At 68.8% G+C, this 15,950-nt stretch carries 13 protein-coding genes; 7 read left to right on the top strand and 6 right to left on the bottom strand.

Annotated elements, in window-relative coordinates; all coding sequences use genetic code 11:
* Window positions 1-162 precede the first annotated feature (162 nt).
* Complete coding sequence (locus ACFVM3_RS04965) at window positions 163-1,383, top strand: acetyl-CoA C-acetyltransferase (protein WP_126736412.1); 1,221 nt, start codon at window positions 163-165, stop codon at window positions 1,381-1,383.
* A 96-nt stretch (window positions 1,384-1,479) separates the two neighbouring features.
* On the opposite strand, the gene ACFVM3_RS04960 is transcribed toward ACFVM3_RS04965, so the two are convergent.
* From ACFVM3_RS04960 to ACFVM3_RS04945, 4 genes are all read right to left on the bottom strand, one after another.
* Complete coding sequence (locus ACFVM3_RS04960; protein WP_378435641.1) at window positions 1,480-3,012, bottom strand: DHA2 family efflux MFS transporter permease subunit; 1,533 nt, start codon at window positions 3,010-3,012, stop codon at window positions 1,480-1,482.
* Between the two features lie 229 nt (window positions 3,013-3,241).
* Window positions 3,242-4,510, bottom strand: a complete 1,269-nt coding sequence (locus ACFVM3_RS04955) for a YeeE/YedE family protein (protein WP_378435639.1) — start codon at window positions 4,508-4,510, stop codon at window positions 3,242-3,244.
* A gap of 141 nt (window positions 4,511-4,651) precedes the next feature.
* Complete coding sequence (locus tag ACFVM3_RS04950) at window positions 4,652-5,185, bottom strand: hypothetical protein (RefSeq protein WP_378435637.1); 534 nt, start codon at window positions 5,183-5,185, stop codon at window positions 4,652-4,654.
* 72 nt (window positions 5,186-5,257) lie between these two features.
* On the bottom strand, window positions 5,258-6,094 hold the full coding sequence (locus tag ACFVM3_RS04945) for a Bax inhibitor-1/YccA family protein (protein WP_257484375.1): 837 nt from the start codon (window positions 6,092-6,094) through the stop codon (window positions 5,258-5,260).
* Between the two features lie 314 nt (window positions 6,095-6,408).
* Between ACFVM3_RS04945 and ACFVM3_RS04940 the strand changes: the two genes are divergently transcribed.
* From ACFVM3_RS04940 to ACFVM3_RS04925, 4 genes are all read left to right on the top strand, one after another.
* Window positions 6,409-7,878 carry a SpaA isopeptide-forming pilin-related protein gene (locus tag ACFVM3_RS04940; RefSeq protein ID WP_378435635.1) on the top strand — a complete coding sequence of 490 codons (1,470 nt, stop codon included), beginning with the start codon at window positions 6,409-6,411 and terminating at the stop codon, window positions 7,876-7,878.
* Window positions 7,879-7,889: 11 nt separating this feature from the next.
* The gene (locus ACFVM3_RS04935) at window positions 7,890-8,573 is read left to right on the top strand and encodes a class F sortase (RefSeq protein ID WP_378435633.1); all 684 of its coding nucleotides are present in this window, start codon (window positions 7,890-7,892) and stop codon (window positions 8,571-8,573) included.
* A gap of 99 nt (window positions 8,574-8,672) precedes the next feature.
* Window positions 8,673-10,664, top strand: coding sequence for an SDR family oxidoreductase (locus ACFVM3_RS04930; protein WP_378435631.1), 1,992 nt, complete (start codon window positions 8,673-8,675; stop codon window positions 10,662-10,664).
* A gap of 118 nt (window positions 10,665-10,782) precedes the next feature.
* Entirely contained in the window at window positions 10,783-11,874 is a 1,092-nt protein-coding gene (locus ACFVM3_RS04925; protein ID WP_378435629.1) for a cell division protein DivIVA, read from the top strand.
* Between the two features lie 84 nt (window positions 11,875-11,958).
* Here ACFVM3_RS04925 and ACFVM3_RS04920 read toward each other — a convergent pair whose 3' ends face one another.
* Window positions 11,959-13,284 carry an amidase gene (locus ACFVM3_RS04920; RefSeq protein WP_378435627.1) on the bottom strand — a complete coding sequence of 442 codons (1,326 nt, stop codon included), beginning with the start codon at window positions 13,282-13,284 and terminating at the stop codon, window positions 11,959-11,961.
* Between the two features lie 74 nt (window positions 13,285-13,358).
* Here ACFVM3_RS04920 and ACFVM3_RS04915 point away from each other — a divergent pair, with 74 nt between their 5' ends.
* Window positions 13,359-13,754, top strand: coding sequence for a hypothetical protein (locus ACFVM3_RS04915; RefSeq protein WP_378435625.1), 396 nt, complete (start codon window positions 13,359-13,361; stop codon window positions 13,752-13,754).
* Window positions 13,755-13,800: 46 nt separating this feature from the next.
* Here ACFVM3_RS04915 and ACFVM3_RS04910 read toward each other — a convergent pair whose 3' ends face one another.
* Window positions 13,801-14,379 (bottom strand): TIGR03086 family metal-binding protein, encoded by a 579-nt coding sequence (locus tag ACFVM3_RS04910; protein WP_378435623.1) that lies wholly within the window; start codon window positions 14,377-14,379, stop codon window positions 13,801-13,803.
* Window positions 14,380-14,619: 240 nt separating this feature from the next.
* Here ACFVM3_RS04910 and ACFVM3_RS04905 point away from each other — a divergent pair, with 240 nt between their 5' ends.
* Entirely contained in the window at window positions 14,620-15,855 is a 1,236-nt protein-coding gene (locus ACFVM3_RS04905) for a glycoside hydrolase family 3 N-terminal domain-containing protein (RefSeq protein ID WP_378435621.1), read from the top strand.
* Window positions 15,856-15,950: the final 95 nt, after the last annotated feature.

The raw sequence follows: 15,950 nt of genomic DNA, 5'->3' as shown, positions 1-15,950 counted from the left end.
CCGCAGGTCGCGATGTGCCCACTCAACTCCGGAGGAGGATGCCCCGCCGGAAAAGAGTGGCATGGATCGCGTTCGCCTTTGACCCGCACCTCCCTCCGGTGGAGGATGCGAGGTGAGCAACCGCTTAGCGCGTCTGGATCGAAAACAAGGGAGTGTCGTTCCATGCCCGAAGCCGTCATCGTCTCCACCGCCCGATCCCCGATCGGCCGCGCCGGCAAGGGATCGCTGGTGAGCATCCGCCCGGACGACCTCGCCGCGCAGATGGTCCGCGCCGCGCTCGACAAGGTCCCCGAACTCGACCCGACCCAGATCGAAGACCTCATGCTGGGCTGTGGCCTCCCCGGCGGCGAGCAGGGCTTCAACATGGGCCGCGCGGTCGCCGTCGAACTCGGCTACGACCACCTGCCCGGCTGCACGATCACGCGGTACTGCTCCTCCAGCCTTCAGACCACCCGCATGGCGCTGCACGCGATCAAGGCGGGCGAGGGCGACGTGTTCATCTCCGCCGGCGTCGAAACCGTGTCGCGCTTCGCCAACGGAAGCTCCGACTCCTGGCCGAACACGCACAACCCGCTGTTCGCCGACGCCGAAGCCCGCACCGCCCAGGTCGCGGCCGAAGGCGCCGACAGCTGGACCGACCCGCGTGAGAACGGCGCCCTGCCCGACGTCTACATCGCGATGGGCCAGACCGCCGAGAACCTGGCGCGGCTGAAGAACGTGTCGCGTGAGGAGATGGACGAGTTCGGCGTCCGCTCGCAGAACCTCGCCGAGAAGGCCATCGCGGACGGCTTCTGGGCGAAGGACATCACCCCGGTCACCCTGCCGGACGGCACCGTGGTCTCGAAGGACGACGGCCCGCGCGCGGGCGTCACCCTCGAAGGCGTCTCCGGCCTCAAGCCGGTGTTCCGCCCTGACGGCCGCATCACCGCCGGCAACTGCTGCCCGCTCAACGACGGCGCCGCCGCGGTGATCGTCATGTCCGACACCAAGGCTCGCGAACTGGGGCTGACGCCGCTCGCCCGCGTCGTCTCCACCGGCGTGTCCGGGCTCTCGCCGGAGATCATGGGCTACGGCCCGGTCGAGGCGTCCAAGCAGGCGCTCGCGCGCGCCGGGATGTCGATCGGCGACATCGATCTCGTCGAGATCAACGAAGCGTTCGCCGCACAGGTCATCCCGTCCTACAAGGACCTCGGGATCGACCTCGACAAGCTGAACGTCAACGGCGGCGCGATCGCCGTCGGCCACCCGTTCGGCATGACCGGCGCGCGGATCACCTCGACGCTGATCAACTCGCTCCAGCACCACGACAAGCAGTTCGGCCTCGAGACGATGTGCGTCGGCGGCGGCCAGGGCATGGCGATGGTCCTGGAGCGTCTCTCCTGACCCGCTGACCTGCGGAAAGAGAGCAAGGGACCTTTGCTCTCGCTTGTCTCGACGTTGAGAGAAGCGAGAGCAAAGGTCCCTTGCTCCCTTTCTGGCCTAGTGGGTCATGATCGGCGGGGCCGCGGCGACCTCGCCGTCCGCGCCCGCCGGCGGCGCGGGCTTGGTCTTCGGCAGGAACGCCGCCGGGATCAGGCACAGCGCGAGCAGGATCATCGACCACAGGAACGTCGTCGAGAACGCGTCCGCGGTCAGCCCCGAAGCCGCTTCGCGCGTCGCCGGGTTCATCACCGCGGCCGTCGCGGCCAGCTGCCCCTGCGCCGTCGGCACGCCGAACTTCCCGGCGAGCAGCGCCGCCAGGATGATCGACAGCACCGCCGAACCGATCGCCCCGGCGGTCTGCTGCAGGATGTTCGTCGCCGTCGAAGCCTTCGCCATGTCCTCCGACTTGAGCGTCTGCAACGCCGCCGAGGTGATCGGCATCATCGTCGCGCCCATGCCGAGCCCCATCACGAACAGCGCCGAAAGCAGCAGCCAGTACGGCGTCACCGCGGTGATCTGGGTGAAGGCGATCAGACCGGCGAGCATCAGCACGAGACCGGGCAGCACGATCTTCCGCGCGCCGATCTTGTCCGCGAGCCTGCCCGCGATCGGCATGGTCAGCATCGCGCCGACACCCTGCGGGGCGAGCAGCAGACCGGCGTTCATCGCCGATTCGCCGCGCGCCAGCACGAAATACGTCGGCAGGAGCAGCATCGCGCCGAAGAACGCGACGCAGAAGAACGTCATCGTCACCATGGCGACGGAGAACGACGGGTTCTTGAACAGTTTCAGATCGAGCAGCGGGTTCGTCACCCGGTTCGCCCGCATCACGAACGCCACCAGCAACGCGATCCCGGCCAGCGCGGGCAGCCACACGTCCACCGCGCCGACACCGCCCGCCGCCGGGATGTTCGAAACACCGAAGATCAGCGCCGCCAGGCCGGGCGAGACCATCAGCATGCCGAGGAAGTCGAAGCGCTCGCTGGGCTCCGGCCGGTCCTTCGGCAGCAGACGCCACGCCATGGCCATGGTGATCAGGCCGATCGGCACGTTGATGTAGAAGATCCAGCGCCAGCTCACCGCGTCGACCAGCCAGCCCCCGAGGATCGGGCCGCCGATCGGGCCGAGCAGCATCGGCACCCCGAGCACGCCCATCACGCGGCCGATCCGGTGCGGTCCGGCCGCCCTGGTCAGGATCGTCATACCGGCGGGCATCAGCATGCCGCCGCCGAAACCCTGCAGGACCCGGAAGACGATCAGCGATTCGACGTCCCAGGCCATGCCGGCGAGCATCGACCCGATCAGGAACAGCCCGATCGCGGTCATGTAGAGCCGTTTGGTGCCGAACCGGTCCGAAGCCCAGCCGGTGATCGGGATGACCGTCGCCAGCGCGAGCATGTAGCCGGTCGCGATCCACTGGATGGTGTCGAACGAGGTCTGGAACTCGATGGTCAGTTTCTGGAGCGCGACGTTGACGACCGTCGTGTCGAGGATCGCCATGATCGCGCCGAGGATGACGACGCCGGCGATCTTGAGCACGCCGGCGTCGAGTTTGTCGCCGCCCGGTGCGGCCGGGCTTTGCGTTGACATGAAAAATCCGTCCCTGATGTTCAGTGTCCCCCGGGACGCGACAACCCCCGCGGTCGCGACTACGGAATCGACGCCCGGCCTCGCGCCGGGCTCCCCAAACGAGCTTGTGCATTAATGCGCAAGCTCAGTACGTAGCCGAGGGTAGCCGAACGCAGGTTTTACCTGCCAACTTTTTCCCCGTATACGGGCCAAAAGGGCAGCCCCGAATACGTGGTGTCACGAAGAGTGATCAGCAGACGCTGTCCGTGGGAGCCGGGTTGCCGAGCCCGAACAGCGGCCGCAGCTTCAGCCCGATCCAGGTGCCGCCGAGCGCGAAGACGCCCCACAGCCAGCCGTGCAGGCTGCCGACCGAGATGCCGCCGAGGTAGGCGCCGATGTTACAGCCGCCCGCCATCCGCGCGCCGACGCCCATCAGGATCCCGCCGAGTACGGCGGCGACGGCGGTCCGCCACGGGATCGAGCTGTGGATCTTCCACGCGCCCGCCGCCGCGGCCGCGACCCCCGCGCCGATCATGATGCCGATGTCGGTGAGGCTGTTCTTGTCCTTCCAGATCGGCCCCGCCAGCGACGCCGCGTTCGCCTTGATCCGCCAGAACTCCCAGGTCTCGGGGTGCAGGCCGAACACCTGCAGGATCTTGGCGCCCCACAGGCTGAACGCGCTCGTGACGCCCCAGATCCCGCCGGAGACCAGGAAGACCGCGCCCGCCAGCACCCCGAGCACGACGGCGCCGACGAGGATCGGCCAGGAGCCGCGGTAGATCCGGGCGAGACCGCGCGCGGTCGGCACGACGTCGACCGGCGGCGGGTTGCGGCGTTTCTGCACGAACCGGGTCCCCAGCACGATCGCGGCGAGGACGGCGACGGTGATCGCCCACGAACCGAACCAGCCGACATGGTCGGCGAGCAGGACGCCCTTGACCTCGGGCCAGCCCGACAGCAGCGGATACGCCCAGGTGTAGAGGACGGATCCGGTGATGAAGCCGCCGAGGGTCAGCACGATCGTCGACTGCCCGGACCCGACCGCGAACAGCGTTCCCGACGCGCACGCGCCACCCAGTTGCATGCCGATGGCGAAGATCGTCGCGCCGACGAACAGCGCGAGCCCCAGCCCGCCCGCGGTCGGATTCGGCGTACTGCCGAAGAGCCCGGATCCGGTGCCCACGATCAGCGCGATCACCGTCGCCGCCGTGCCGAGCAGCAGCGTGTGCGCACGAAGGCCTTGGCCGTTCCCGACCGCGATCAGCTGACGCCAGGCCGAGGTGAACCCGAAGCGGGAATGGAAGAGCGCGAGGCCGAGCAACAGGCCGAGGATGAGCAGGACACCGAACTTCGCCCCGTGGGCGGCCCAGACGTACCAGGCCAGTCCGACCGCGAGGGCGCTCGCGACCGCCAGCGGTACGACCTTGACCGGCTCCTCCGGTTGCGGGACCGGGGCGGCGCAGGACGTCGGGAAGTCGAGGAGTTTCTTCTCACCGGCTCGGGTTTCGGTCGTCGCCACCAGGACTCCAGGTCGATCGGCGGGGTTGGGGACGAGCAACGTTAGGACCGGTGGCGGCCCGGTCGCAGCCCGTCCCACTCTGTGCGACGAACGGCGGCGGGCGCGGGGCCGGATGGCGGAGGCGGTAGCAAAGGTCCCTTGCTACTTGGTGCTCTTCACGCAGACCGTCGACGGCGGCGTCGAGTAGCTCTTGAGGTGGGTCGCGTCCGTGTCGTCACAGGTCGCCACACTGTCGACCACCTTCAGAACCTCCGCGTCCCGCGCGGGATCCGAGCAGGGCACCTTCTGATAGGCCACGCTGTCGGCCAGGAAGTTCTCGAGACAGTCGCCCTGCTTGGCGTTGATCATCATGCAGAGCTTGTACGAGGCGAAGGTCTTGTCGACGGTGAGCTGGTCGTACTCGCCCGCGGGGCAGGCGCCGCCCGCGTCGGTCTTCGCACCGGCCTTCGCGTTGGCCTCGGCCGAGCCGCAGTCCGCCTTGACCGGATCATCGCCGATATCACCGAAAGTGGTGACCGCGTAGCAGTCCCCCACCCGGACGTCGTCGGTGTTCGAGAGGTAGCCGACGATCCACGACGACGCGCTCAGCACCACGATCGCGACCGGTACCAGGAGGCCGACCCAGAACCACTTGGAACGCTTCGGCCTGGCGGGTTCGGCACTGTGTTCGGTCATGGGGTCAGGGTATTCGCGGCAACGGAAAAGGGCGCCCCGATCGCTCGGAGCGCCCTTTCGCGAAACCGTGGGTCAGTCGTTTTGGAAGTACGACAGCAGCCGCAGGATCTCGAGGTACAGCCAGACCAGGGTGGTCATGAGACCGAAGGCGGCGAACCACGCCCACTTCGACGGCATGCCTTCGCGGATCATCCGGTCGGCCTGGTCGAAGTCGAGCAGGAAGCTGAACGCCGCGACACCGATCACCACGAGGCTGAAGATGATCGCGATCGGCCCGCCGTCACGCAGCGGGTTGAAGCCGAAGAAGCTGGTGACGAGGTTGACCAGCATCAGGATCGCGACACCGACGACGGCCCCGATGATCCACTTCGTCAGCTTCGGGGTGACCTTGACCGCGCCGGTCTTGTAGACGACCAGCATCGCGACGAAGACACCCGCGGTGCCGATGATCGCCTGCAGCGCGATACCGGGGTACAGCGCCTCGAAAAGGCCGCTGATCGCACCGAGGAAGACACCCTCGGCGGCCGAGTACGCCAGCGTGAGCGGACCGCTCGGCTTCTGCTTGAAGATGATCACGAGGGAGATCACGAGGCCGACGAGCATGCCGCCGACGAGCGCGCCGATCACGCCGCCGCTGATACCGGTGATCCGGCCCGCGGCGTCCACGGGCAGCTGGCTGATCGCCCAGATCGCGGTCAGCACACCGGTCACCAGCGCGGTGCCGAGGCTCAGCGCCGTCTTGATGACGACGTCGTCGACGGTCATCGGACGGTCGCCGGCGCCGGCGGAGGTCTGCGGAGGGCCGTAGCCGGGCACGCCGCCCTGGGGTTGGTTGAAGCCTACGTTGGGTCCGTACTGCGCCGCGCCACGCGGCAGGTTCCGGAACGCCGGGTTGCTACTGGATCGCACCTGATCCTCCTGGATCTACTGGCACCTGCATCGGGTTCAACGACCGCGGGGGCCGCCCGGTTCCCGTCGAAGTAAAGACGACTTTACTCACAATCGGCGCGACGCCCATCCCCCACACCGTATGCGGCGGAGATCACCGACCGTTCACCGATACCCCACCTGATGCCGTATTGCCAAAACCGCTGATCACCCGCCACTCTCCACGGTGCGTGTTCGGATAATCACCGAAGGCGTGTCGGGGAACCTATCGATCGTGTGGCCTGCGCCGACGTAAATGCGCCGGGGCAGAGCACGGCCAAAGGAGTCAACACACCATGGGGTGGACCACACGCCCGAGCGTGCGTTCGCGCGCCTTGACCAGCCTGATCGCGACGTGCCTGCTCGGCGCCTTGTCCGCCACCGTCGCGGTGACACCGGCCTCGGCCGCCGACAACGAAGGCATCGGCTTCGGGGTCACGCCCGGCCAGCCCTACAAGGACGTGAAGCCGAAGAAGGACTGGCTCGGTTCTTACGTCGTCAACGGCAAGCACGTGTTCTGCGTCTCCTTCCAACTGAAGGCGCCCGGCACGGAAGAGAAGTACAAGCCCGGCGACGAACTCCTCGACAAGTGGGGCGCGAAGCTCCCGGAGGACACCGCGGCCAACATCTCCTACCTGCTGCTGCGTTACGGCGGCACCCAGGACAAGGCCGAAGCGGCGGCGCTCGCGCACCTGCTGCACTCGTGGACTTCGAAACCCCGTTCCTCCAAGGACCTCGAACCGACCCTCCCGCCCGAGGAGATCGGCTACGACATCCAAGGTCACCTCGACAAGTTGAAGGTGCAGTTCCCCGAAGGCGCCACGGCCGTCGAGAAGCTGACCAAGGACGCCGAAGCCAACCGTGGCCCGTGGACCACCGCGATCACGCCGCCGAAGGAAGACCAGCACATCGGCACCGCGGGCGAGTGGACCATCAGCGTCAAGAACGCCAAGGGCAAGGGCGTCTCCGGCGTGCCCGTGCGGCTCACGCCGTCGAACGCGACCGTCGACAGCGGTGAGAGCACCAAACCCGCGTCGACCTCGAACGCCAAGGCCGAGAAGGCCACCACGGTGAAGACGGGCGAGGACGGCACCGTCACGGTCAAGGTCACGCCGACCGGCGACCAGCCGAAGCTGGCCAGCTCGCTGTCCGCCCCGGCGGACCGGCCGTACGTGCAGTTCCCCGTCAAGACCGGCGTGCAGAACGTCGTCTCGACCGGTGGCGAGAAGGAATTGAAGGCCCAGGGGGTCGCGGTCGTTTCGAAGCCGGGCAAGGTCCAGGTGACGAAGGTCGACGCGAAGACCGACAAGGGCGTGGCGGGCGCCGTGCTGCGGATCACCGCGAAGGACAAGACGGCGGCCGCGGTCGGCCACGACGGCAAACCCCTCAACGGCGCCGACGGCAAACCCGCCGTCGTCACCACCGAAGGCGAGAACGGCACCGTCACCGTGGAGAACCTGCGGACCCCACAGGAGATCTGCGTGGTCGAAGTCAGCGCGCCGCCGGGCTACACCAACGCGTTCGACCCGAAGAATCCGCCGTCCGCCTGCGGTGAGGTCAAGCCGGGTGAGACGCTGACGCTCAAGGTCGCCAACACGCCCAACGAGGTACCGCGCACCATCCCCGCCGGCGACCGGCCGGTGGCGATGATGCAGGGCACCGTCGAGAACTCGGCGTCGACCGCCGGCATCCTCGGCGTCGGCGCGCTCGCGTTGCTCGGTTCGCTCATGGTGGGTGTGGCCGCGCGGCGGTCCTCGCGACGCTAAGAGGTTCTGGGATGTCAGTACGACGCGGGTTCGCGCTGGGAGCCGTCACGGTCCTGTGCGCTGACCTCGTCGCGGCCTTGCTCATCTGGCCGCCGACGACAGTGGTGACGGGGACGGCTCAGGCCGTCTCCGTCTCGGTCGCGGGCGGCGCTCCGGCCGCTCCCGCGCAGCAGGAGGTCCCGCCTTCGCCGGACGTCGTCCCCACGACTCCGACGGCCGCCCCTCCGGCGTCGAAGGAGCCCGAAGCCCCGAAACCGCAGGGACCGGGGACGATCAGGCTGCCCGCGGGCGGTGCCGCGAAACTCGTGCGCAAGGAACTCGGGCCGGGCGCGGAGCTTCCCGTGCCGGAGAACCTCGGCGAGGTGACCTGGTGGGGTGCCGAACCGAGCGCGGCCACCGGCGCGAGCGTGTTCGCGGGCCACGTGAACTGGAAGGGCGCGACGGGTCCGTTCGCGGAGCTGTGGACCGAGCGGATCGGCGGCACGGTCACCGTGGTCGACAAGGCAGGCAAGTCCTGGCAGTACAAGGTCTCCCAGCTGATCACGCTGAAGAAGAACGAGCTGCCGCGGCGGGCGGACGAGCTGTTCGGCCAGTCCGGCCCCCATCGGATAGTCCTGGTCACCTGCGGCGGCCGCTGGGTCGGCGGGGAGACGGGCTACGCCGAAAACCGGGTCGTCATCGCCGACCCCGCTTAGTTACCCGTGAGTAACTTCACCGGTGCCGTGGTGGTCCTCGCCGTGCCGATGCAGCAGAATGCCGGGGGACGCGGGCGAGCACGGTGAAGGGTGAGGCTGATGGCGACTTTTCTGGTGACCGGGGCGACCGGACTGATCGGGCGCCAATTCACCCGGCTACTGCTCACCAGGGACGACGTCGACAAGGTCGCGCTCGTCGTCCGGGCGTCCTCACGGGACAAACTCGCCAAACTCGTGAACGCCTGGCCGCATCCGGAACGCGTCACGCTCGTCACCGGTGACCTCGGCGAGCCGCTGCTCGGCGTGTCCCAGGAGGACCGAGAGCTGCTTCGCGGTGTCGATCACGTCGTCCACCTCGCCGCCCTGTACGACCTCACCGCCGACGACGAAGCCAGCATCAAGGCCAACGTCGAGGGCACCGCGCAGGTGATCGCGCTCGCCGCCGAGCTGAACGCGGGCTGCCTGCACCACGTGTCGTCGGTCGCCGTCGCCGGTGACCACGAGGGCATGTTCACCGAGGAGATGTTCGACGTCGGCCAGCGGCTCATCACGCCGTACCACCGCACGAAGTTCGAAGCGGAGCGCCTCGTGCGCGAACAGCAGGACGTGCCGTGGCGCGTGTACCGGCCGTCGGTCGTCGTCGGGAACTCCGAGACCGGCGAAATGGACAAGATCGACGGCCCGTACTACCTGTTCCCCGCGATCAGCAGGCTCGCCGGGCTGCCCGACGTGCCGATCGTCGGCCCCGACCTCGGCGACACCAACGTCGTCCCGGTCGACTACGTCGCCGAATCGCTGAACGCCCTGATCACCACGAAGGGACTCGACGGGCGCGCGTTCCACCTGGTCAACCCGGAACCGCAACCGGTCGTCTCGGTCTACAACGCGTTCGCGAAGGCGGCGGGCGCGCCGACCATCTCCGTGCAGCTCAACGAACGCGTGTCCAAGGGCATCGTCAACCTGGTGAAGCTGAGCGAGCACATCCCCGGCTTCACGATCGCGCGGGACGCCGTGCTGGAGCGGCTCGGGATCCCGCCGGTGCTGCTGGAGACCATGGCGTTCCCGTCGGTGTTCTCGTCGGCGTCGACGCGCAAGGCGCTCATCGGTTCGGGCGTCGAGGTGCCCCGGATCGAGGACTACGCGCCCACCCTGTGGCGCTACTGGCGAGAGCACCTGGACCCGTTCCGCGCCCGCAAGCACGGCCCGCGCGGCGAACTGGACGGCCGTCGCGTGATCATCACCGGCGCGTCCTCGGGGATCGGCCGGGCGACCGCGATCAAGGTCGCCGCCGCGGGCGGGGTACCGCTGCTCGTGGCACGGCGGCAGCACGAGCTCGAAGAAGTGCGGGACGAGATCATCGCCGCGGGCGGCACGGCGTCGGTGTATCCGGCCGACCTGACCGACGAGGAATCGGTGCACAAGGCCGTCGACGCGATGCTCGCCGAACACGGCCGGATCGACATGCTCGTGAACAACGCCGGCCGCTCGATCCGGCGGTCGATCAAACTGTCGTACGACCGGTTCCACGACTACGAACGCGCGATGGCGATCAATTACTTCGGCGCGGTGCGGCTGATCCTCGCGGTGCTGCCGCATATGTCCGAGCGGAAGTTCGGGCATATCGTCAACGTCTCGTCGATCGGTGTCCAGGGAATCGCGCCGCGCTTTTCGGCGTACGCGGCGTCGAAGGCCGCTTTGGACTATTTCTCGCGGATCGCCGCGACCGAGACCCACGGCGACGGAATCACCTTCACGACCATCCACATGCCACTCGTGCGCACGCCGATGATCCGGCCGACGAAGATCTACGACGCCTTTCCGACCAAATCCCCGGATCAGGCCGCGGACATGGTGCTGAAGGCACTGAGGGAGCGTCCGAAGCACATCGGCACGCCCGCCGGGCAGGCGATCGGGCTCGCGTACACGCTCACCCCCGGACTCACGGATGCCGTGGCCTACCAAGGATTCCGGGTGTTCCCGGATTCCGCGGCCGCGGGCGGCGAAGGCGGGCTCAAGATCGGGAAGGGCGAGCAGCATCTGTCCCGTGCGGCGATGGCGCTCGCCCGGCTCAGCCGCGGCTTCCATTGGTGACACTGCGCACACGGGTGGCGGCCGTTCAGGTGAGGGATCGCAGCTGAGAGCCGACACACGTCGGTGAATCACGAAGCCTGACAACGGCGACACCGGGTACGCAGGTACCGTCGTGGCCATGGTTCCCGAGCGAGACAACGGCCTGTTGCCCCTGCGGCGCGAGTACACCCAGGCCTGGCACGGCTTCGACCGGAACGAAGTGCGCCAGTATCTGGATCATCTCGAAGCCCAGCTTCGTCGCGTGATCACCGACCGCGACGCCGCGATCGCGCAGGCGACGTCGGCCACGCGCGAACTCGAAACCGTCCGCCACGAGGTGGCGAAGCTGAACGCCAGGATCGAGGAACTGAAGAAGCCGCCGGAGCGGCTCGAAGACCTCGACGAGCGGATGCAGCGCACCGTCACGCTCGCGCAGGCGCGGGCGGAAGAGATCACGAAGCGTGCCGAGGTCGCCGCCGAGAAGCACTGGGCGTCGTCGAGCGAGGCTTCGAAGAAGCTCCGTGAGCGCTACTCGCGGCTCGTCGCCGAGCTGGACAAGCAGGCGGACGCGCTGCACTCGGAACACGAGTCCGCGCTCGCCGAGACGCGGGCCGAGGTCCAGCGGCTGACCGTCGAGGCCGCCCAGCGCCGGGAACTGCTGGACAACGAGGCCGAGCGCAAGCGCCGGAAGATCGAGCGCGAGTTCGATCAGACGATCGCGGCTCAGCGCGCAGCGCACGAGAAGCACATCGCCGACCAGCAGACGGCCAGCAAGAACCAGGCCGAGCGCCGGATCGCCGAGGCCACCGCGGAGGCGAAGCGCCGCATCGACGAGGCGACGGCCGAGGCCAAGCGACGGCTCGACGAGGCGACGACGACCGCCGCCCAGCGCACGACCGCCGCCCAGCGGAAGGTCGAGCGGCTGGCGGAGATCCGCGAGCAGGCCCGCAAGAGCCTCATGCAGGCCGACGAGGTCCTGAAGGGCAGCGAGGCGATGCTCGCGGCGCTGCCCGAGGAGTCGGTGATCCCGCACGCTTCGAAGCTCGTCGGTGGCGACAGCAAGGCCGAGGAGAAGAAGCCCGCCGAGCCGCCCGCCTCGAAGGCCGCCAAACCTTCTCCGAAGCCCGCTCCTTCGGCGCCTGCCGCCGCTGCGCCGAAGAACGGACAGAGCGAGCAGAACGGCCCGAAGGCGAACGGGCAGAAGCCGTCACCCGCCAAAACCGGCTCCTGACCAGCGCGAAGTAGCAAGGGACCTTTGCTGTCGCTCTCTTTTGGAGAGTGATAGCAAAGGTCCCTTGCTCTCTTCCGGGAGCTGTCAGGAGGCGGTGGTGCGCGGCCAGGGGTTGGCCGCTTCGAGCTGGGCGGCGAGGCCAAGGAGGAGCGCTTCCCCGCCGGGCGCGGCGACGAGCTGGACGCAGGCCGGGATACCCGAACGATGCACCCCGACCGGCACGGACATCGCCGGATAGCCCGCGAGATTCCACAGTCCTGCGAAACCCGCAACCCGCACGGACGGCAGCACGTTGGCGATCCACCGGCTTTCGTGCCAGGTGCGGGCCTTGAGCGGGAGCGTCGCGATCATGGGCGTGACCAGGACATCGTGGTCGGCGAAGAACTCTTCGGCACGCTCCAGCCAGCGCTCCCGGGTGCTCTCCTGGACGCGTTCGGCCATCAGCCGTCCGATCCGGACGTGGGTGCGTGTCCGGGGCTGGAGCGCGGCGAGATCGAACTCGGCCGCTTGTTCGGCAGGGCCCGCGACCCAGCGCGCCAGGAGGCCGCCGATCGCTCCGGCGCTGTACCGGGGAGTGCCGGGCGCGACGGTGTGCCCGGCCGCGCGGAACAGCTCCCCGGCCTGGGCGACGGCACGGCTGAACGCGCGCGGCAGCGGCGCCCTCGTCAACGGGACCTGAGTCGACAGGGCGACGCGGGACGGCTTCGGGGTGACGAGGTCCGCCAGCCCGGGCTGTTCGGCGAGGACCGCCATCAACACGGCGCCGTCGGCCACGGTGGTCGTCATCGGCCCGTGCGTGGACAGGCCGAACCAGCCGTCCTCCCCTGGCACCCGGACCACACCCTTACCCGGTTTGAGTCCGACGATCCCGCACATCGCGGACGGCAGCCGGATCGAGCCCAGCCCGTCCGTGCCGTGCGCGATGGGCACCATCCCGGCCGCGACGGCCGCGGCGCTCCCACCCGACGAACCACCGGCGGCGTAGGACGGATTGCGCGGATTGCGCGCTGTCCCGTCCGGATCGTCACTCGACGGCCAGACGCACAGCTCCGGCACCCGGGTCAGGCCGACGATCACCGCTCCTGCCGCGCGTAGGCGCCGAGCTATCTCACCGTCCTCTGTGGACAGCGTCGACGAACCCGCGCGTGAACCCCACGAGGCGTACTCACCCTCGACCGGCGCGACGTCCTTGACCGCGATCGGCACCCCGGCCAAGGGCAGGTCCGCCAGGTCCGCGCGTTCGGCGACGGCGGCGGCCTCGGCGACCGCCTCCTCGGTCCGCACCCGGCGGAACGCGCCGACCACCCCGTCCGCCGCCGCGATCCGGGCCAGCGCTTCCCGTGTCACCTGGACCGGGTCGAGTTCCTTGGCACGCACAGCCGCCGCGATTTCCACTGCCGTCTTGACCATCCCAGCACTGTAGAGGGGGCGGCGAAGATCAGCCGCGCGCCGAACAGGCGAACCCGAGAGCGAACGGAGAGCCGATGGCCGACATCGAGGCCGCGACGGAGCTGGTGCAGGCGACCGGCCAAGCAGCCGGACTGGCCTATCCCGACTGGACCTACGCCGTATCGGCCAGGGTGTACCCCGCACGCGGCGTCGGCACATGGGGCGCGGTCGCCTACCGCGGCGACGAAGGCACGGTCGTCCGCCTGTTCGGCCATCGGGAGATCAGCCGCCGCATACAGAATTCCTCGGAAGAACTCCATGACGCGCAGGAGCGGGAGTGCGCGGGAATCAAGTGCTCGGTCGCACGGGCGGGAAACTTCCGGATCGAATACTCCTACGACATCGACGAGGCGATCACATGGGCGAACCAGGTCTTCAGCGGGCTCGCCCCCGATGAGCTCGTGGAAGTTCTGCGACCGCATGACCTGTGACCGGCGGCCCGTCCGGCGGCACCGCGGCATCCAGGTCTGATCCCCGTCAGGCGTTCGGGTCCCGGCCCATCAGCCCGAGCAGCCTGTCCTGCAGGGGCGCGTCTTCGGGCACTTTCACTTCGGGACCGAAGACGACGATGCCGGGCCCGAACGCTCCCGGAATCCTCATCTGATCGGGGATCGCCTGCGCCGACGGCCACATCCGGGCGACCTCCTCCGGATCGATCGTGTCGTCCTGTCCGGTGGCCCTGGCCAGATCCCAGCCGTGGATCACCATGTCGGCGCTGACCACCTGGTCGATGTGCTGTTCCGCGGTCATCTTCCCCATCGGTGTCTCGTGTTCCGTGGCCGCGAGCACGGGATCGGCGAGGATCGCTTCGACCTCGGCCCGCGCGGCACGGAAGGCACCCAGCGGGTCGTCCAGGAGCGACGGCGCCTGCCCGAGAACACGCCCGAAGGGACGCAGCATCACGCCGTGCATGTCGACGATGTGCCCGACGACGTCTCTGGCGGTCCACTCCGCACAGGGAGACCCGCTCTCCCACTGCCCGGCTCGGACGGCGGCGATCTTGCGCTCGAAGGCGTCGGCCCGGACGCGATAACGGTCCGCGATGGTTCGTCCCATCGTGCTGTTCGTTTCCACTCGTTCGCACCTTTCCGTTCCGAAGTGCGGGGAAGTTAGATAACCTAGCGGTTTCATAACCACCTGGTAATTTATGGCGGGCTGATCGACTTGTCAAGGCACCGACACCGGCTTGACCAGAGAGAACACGATCCGGAAGGAGCTGGAGCCGCTACGCGGTCACGTCCCAAAGGGCACGCGAGCGCGTACGAAAGGGCAACTGGGGTTACCGTCGACACCGGCATGGACGACGAACGAAACGAGCCGATGAACTCCGGGCGACCGAAGACGACGAAGCGGTGGGCGGCCGTCATCCTGGGAGCCGCCACGGTCCTGGCCACCAGCGTGCAGTGCGGTACGGCGAACGACGAGGCCGGATCCGCCCAGCCCGCTGGAACCGTACCTCCGCCGCGCAGCAGTGCCCCTTCAAGCCAGCCCGCCTCCAGCAAGCCCGCGCCGTCACCGAGGGCGGAGCAGGCGCCCGTTCCAGGCTGCGAAGCCGTCATCGCCGGAATGAGCCCCCGGCAGCGGCTGGCCCAGTTGGTGGTGGTCGGCGTGAACGCCGGCGACCCGCAGGCGGCGGTGAAGCTGGTGCGCGACCAGCAGGTCGGCGGGATCTTCCTCGGCGGCAACGAGACGGCCCTGCTGCGGAACCGCGCACTGGACGAGGTCCAGCGCGCCGCGAAGGTCCCGGTTTCGGTCGCGATCGACGAGGAAGGCGGCCGTGTCCAGCGGATCGACGCCCTCGACGGCGACATGCCGAGCGCCCGGAAGATGGCTTCGACACTGACGCCGGCGCAGGTGCGGGCGAAAGCGGCCGAGCGAGGACGGCAGATGCGGGCCCGCGGTGTCACCGTCGACTACGCGCCCGACGCCGACATCACCGACCAGCCGGACCGCGACATCGTCGGCGACCGATCGTTCGGCGCGAACCCGGAGACCGCGCGCGAGTACGTCCTGGCGTTCGCGCAGGGCCTGCGGGACGCCGGGGTGCAGCCGGTGCTGAAGCACTTCCCCGGGCACGGGCACGCCGCGGGGGATTCCCACAAGGGACTGGTACGAACGCCGCCGCTGGCCTCGCTGCGCAAGGTCGACCTGGTGCCGTACCGCGACATCGGCGAGTACGGCGAGATCGGCGTCATGGTCGGGCACCTGAACGTGCCCGATCTGACCGGTGGCACCCCGTCGACCCTGTCGGCGCCGGCGTACCGGTTGCTGCGGAAGGACTACGCGTTCGACGGTCCGGTGATCACCGACGATCTCGGGGCGATGAAGGCGATCACGGCGCAGTACCCGCTCCCGACGGCCGTGCTCAAGGCCCTGCAGGCGGGAGCGGATCAAGCGTTGTGGTCGTCCGGCGGCAACGTCGGGACGGTGCTGACCACACTGGAGCAGGCGCTCGCGTCCGGCGATCTCCCGGCCGCCAGGGTCGACGAGGCCTTGACCCGCGTGCTCGCGGCGAAACGCGCCTGCGGCTGACCGGCCGAACGCCGGCGGTCCGAAAACTCAATGAACACAATGCTGACCAGGCCCGCGGCAGGAGTGACCCTGATCACCGCCCTGCCGCCCGATCA

The sequence above is a fragment of the Amycolatopsis sp. NPDC057786 genome, assembly GCF_042797905.1.
Lineage (GTDB): Bacteria > Actinomycetota > Actinomycetes > Mycobacteriales > Pseudonocardiaceae > Amycolatopsis.
The sequence above is the reverse complement of the archived record's forward strand: the minus strand, read 5'-3'. Positions and strand labels throughout refer to the sequence as shown.

Bases quoted from the DNA above. Each gene is read 5' to 3' on its own strand.
- ACFVM3_RS04920 (WP_378435627.1), bottom strand. From the start codon at position 13,284: ATGGTCAAGACGGCAGTGGAAATCGCGGCGGCTGTGCGTGCCAAGGAA.
- ACFVM3_RS04940 (WP_378435635.1), top strand. From the start codon at position 6,409: ATGGGGTGGACCACACGCCCGAGCGTGCGTTCGCGCGCCTTGACCAGC.
- ACFVM3_RS04925 (WP_378435629.1), top strand. From the start codon at position 10,783: ATGGTTCCCGAGCGAGACAACGGCCTGTTGCCCCTGCGGCGCGAGTAC.
- ACFVM3_RS04915 (WP_378435625.1), top strand. From the start codon at position 13,359: ATGGCCGACATCGAGGCCGCGACGGAGCTGGTGCAGGCGACCGGCCAA.
- ACFVM3_RS04935 (WP_378435633.1), top strand. From the start codon at position 7,890: ATGTCAGTACGACGCGGGTTCGCGCTGGGAGCCGTCACGGTCCTGTGC.
- ACFVM3_RS04905 (WP_378435621.1), top strand. From the start codon at position 14,620: ATGGACGACGAACGAAACGAGCCGATGAACTCCGGGCGACCGAAGACG.
- ACFVM3_RS04930 (WP_378435631.1), top strand. From the start codon at position 8,673: ATGGCGACTTTTCTGGTGACCGGGGCGACCGGACTGATCGGGCGCCAA.
- ACFVM3_RS04960 (WP_378435641.1), bottom strand. From the start codon at position 3,012: ATGTCAACGCAAAGCCCGGCCGCACCGGGCGGCGACAAACTCGACGCC.
- ACFVM3_RS04910 (WP_378435623.1), bottom strand. From the start codon at position 14,379: ATGGGACGAACCATCGCGGACCGTTATCGCGTCCGGGCCGACGCCTTC.
- ACFVM3_RS04965 (WP_126736412.1), top strand. From the start codon at position 163: ATGCCCGAAGCCGTCATCGTCTCCACCGCCCGATCCCCGATCGGCCGC.
- ACFVM3_RS04950 (WP_378435637.1), bottom strand. From the start codon at position 5,185: ATGACCGAACACAGTGCCGAACCCGCCAGGCCGAAGCGTTCCAAGTGG.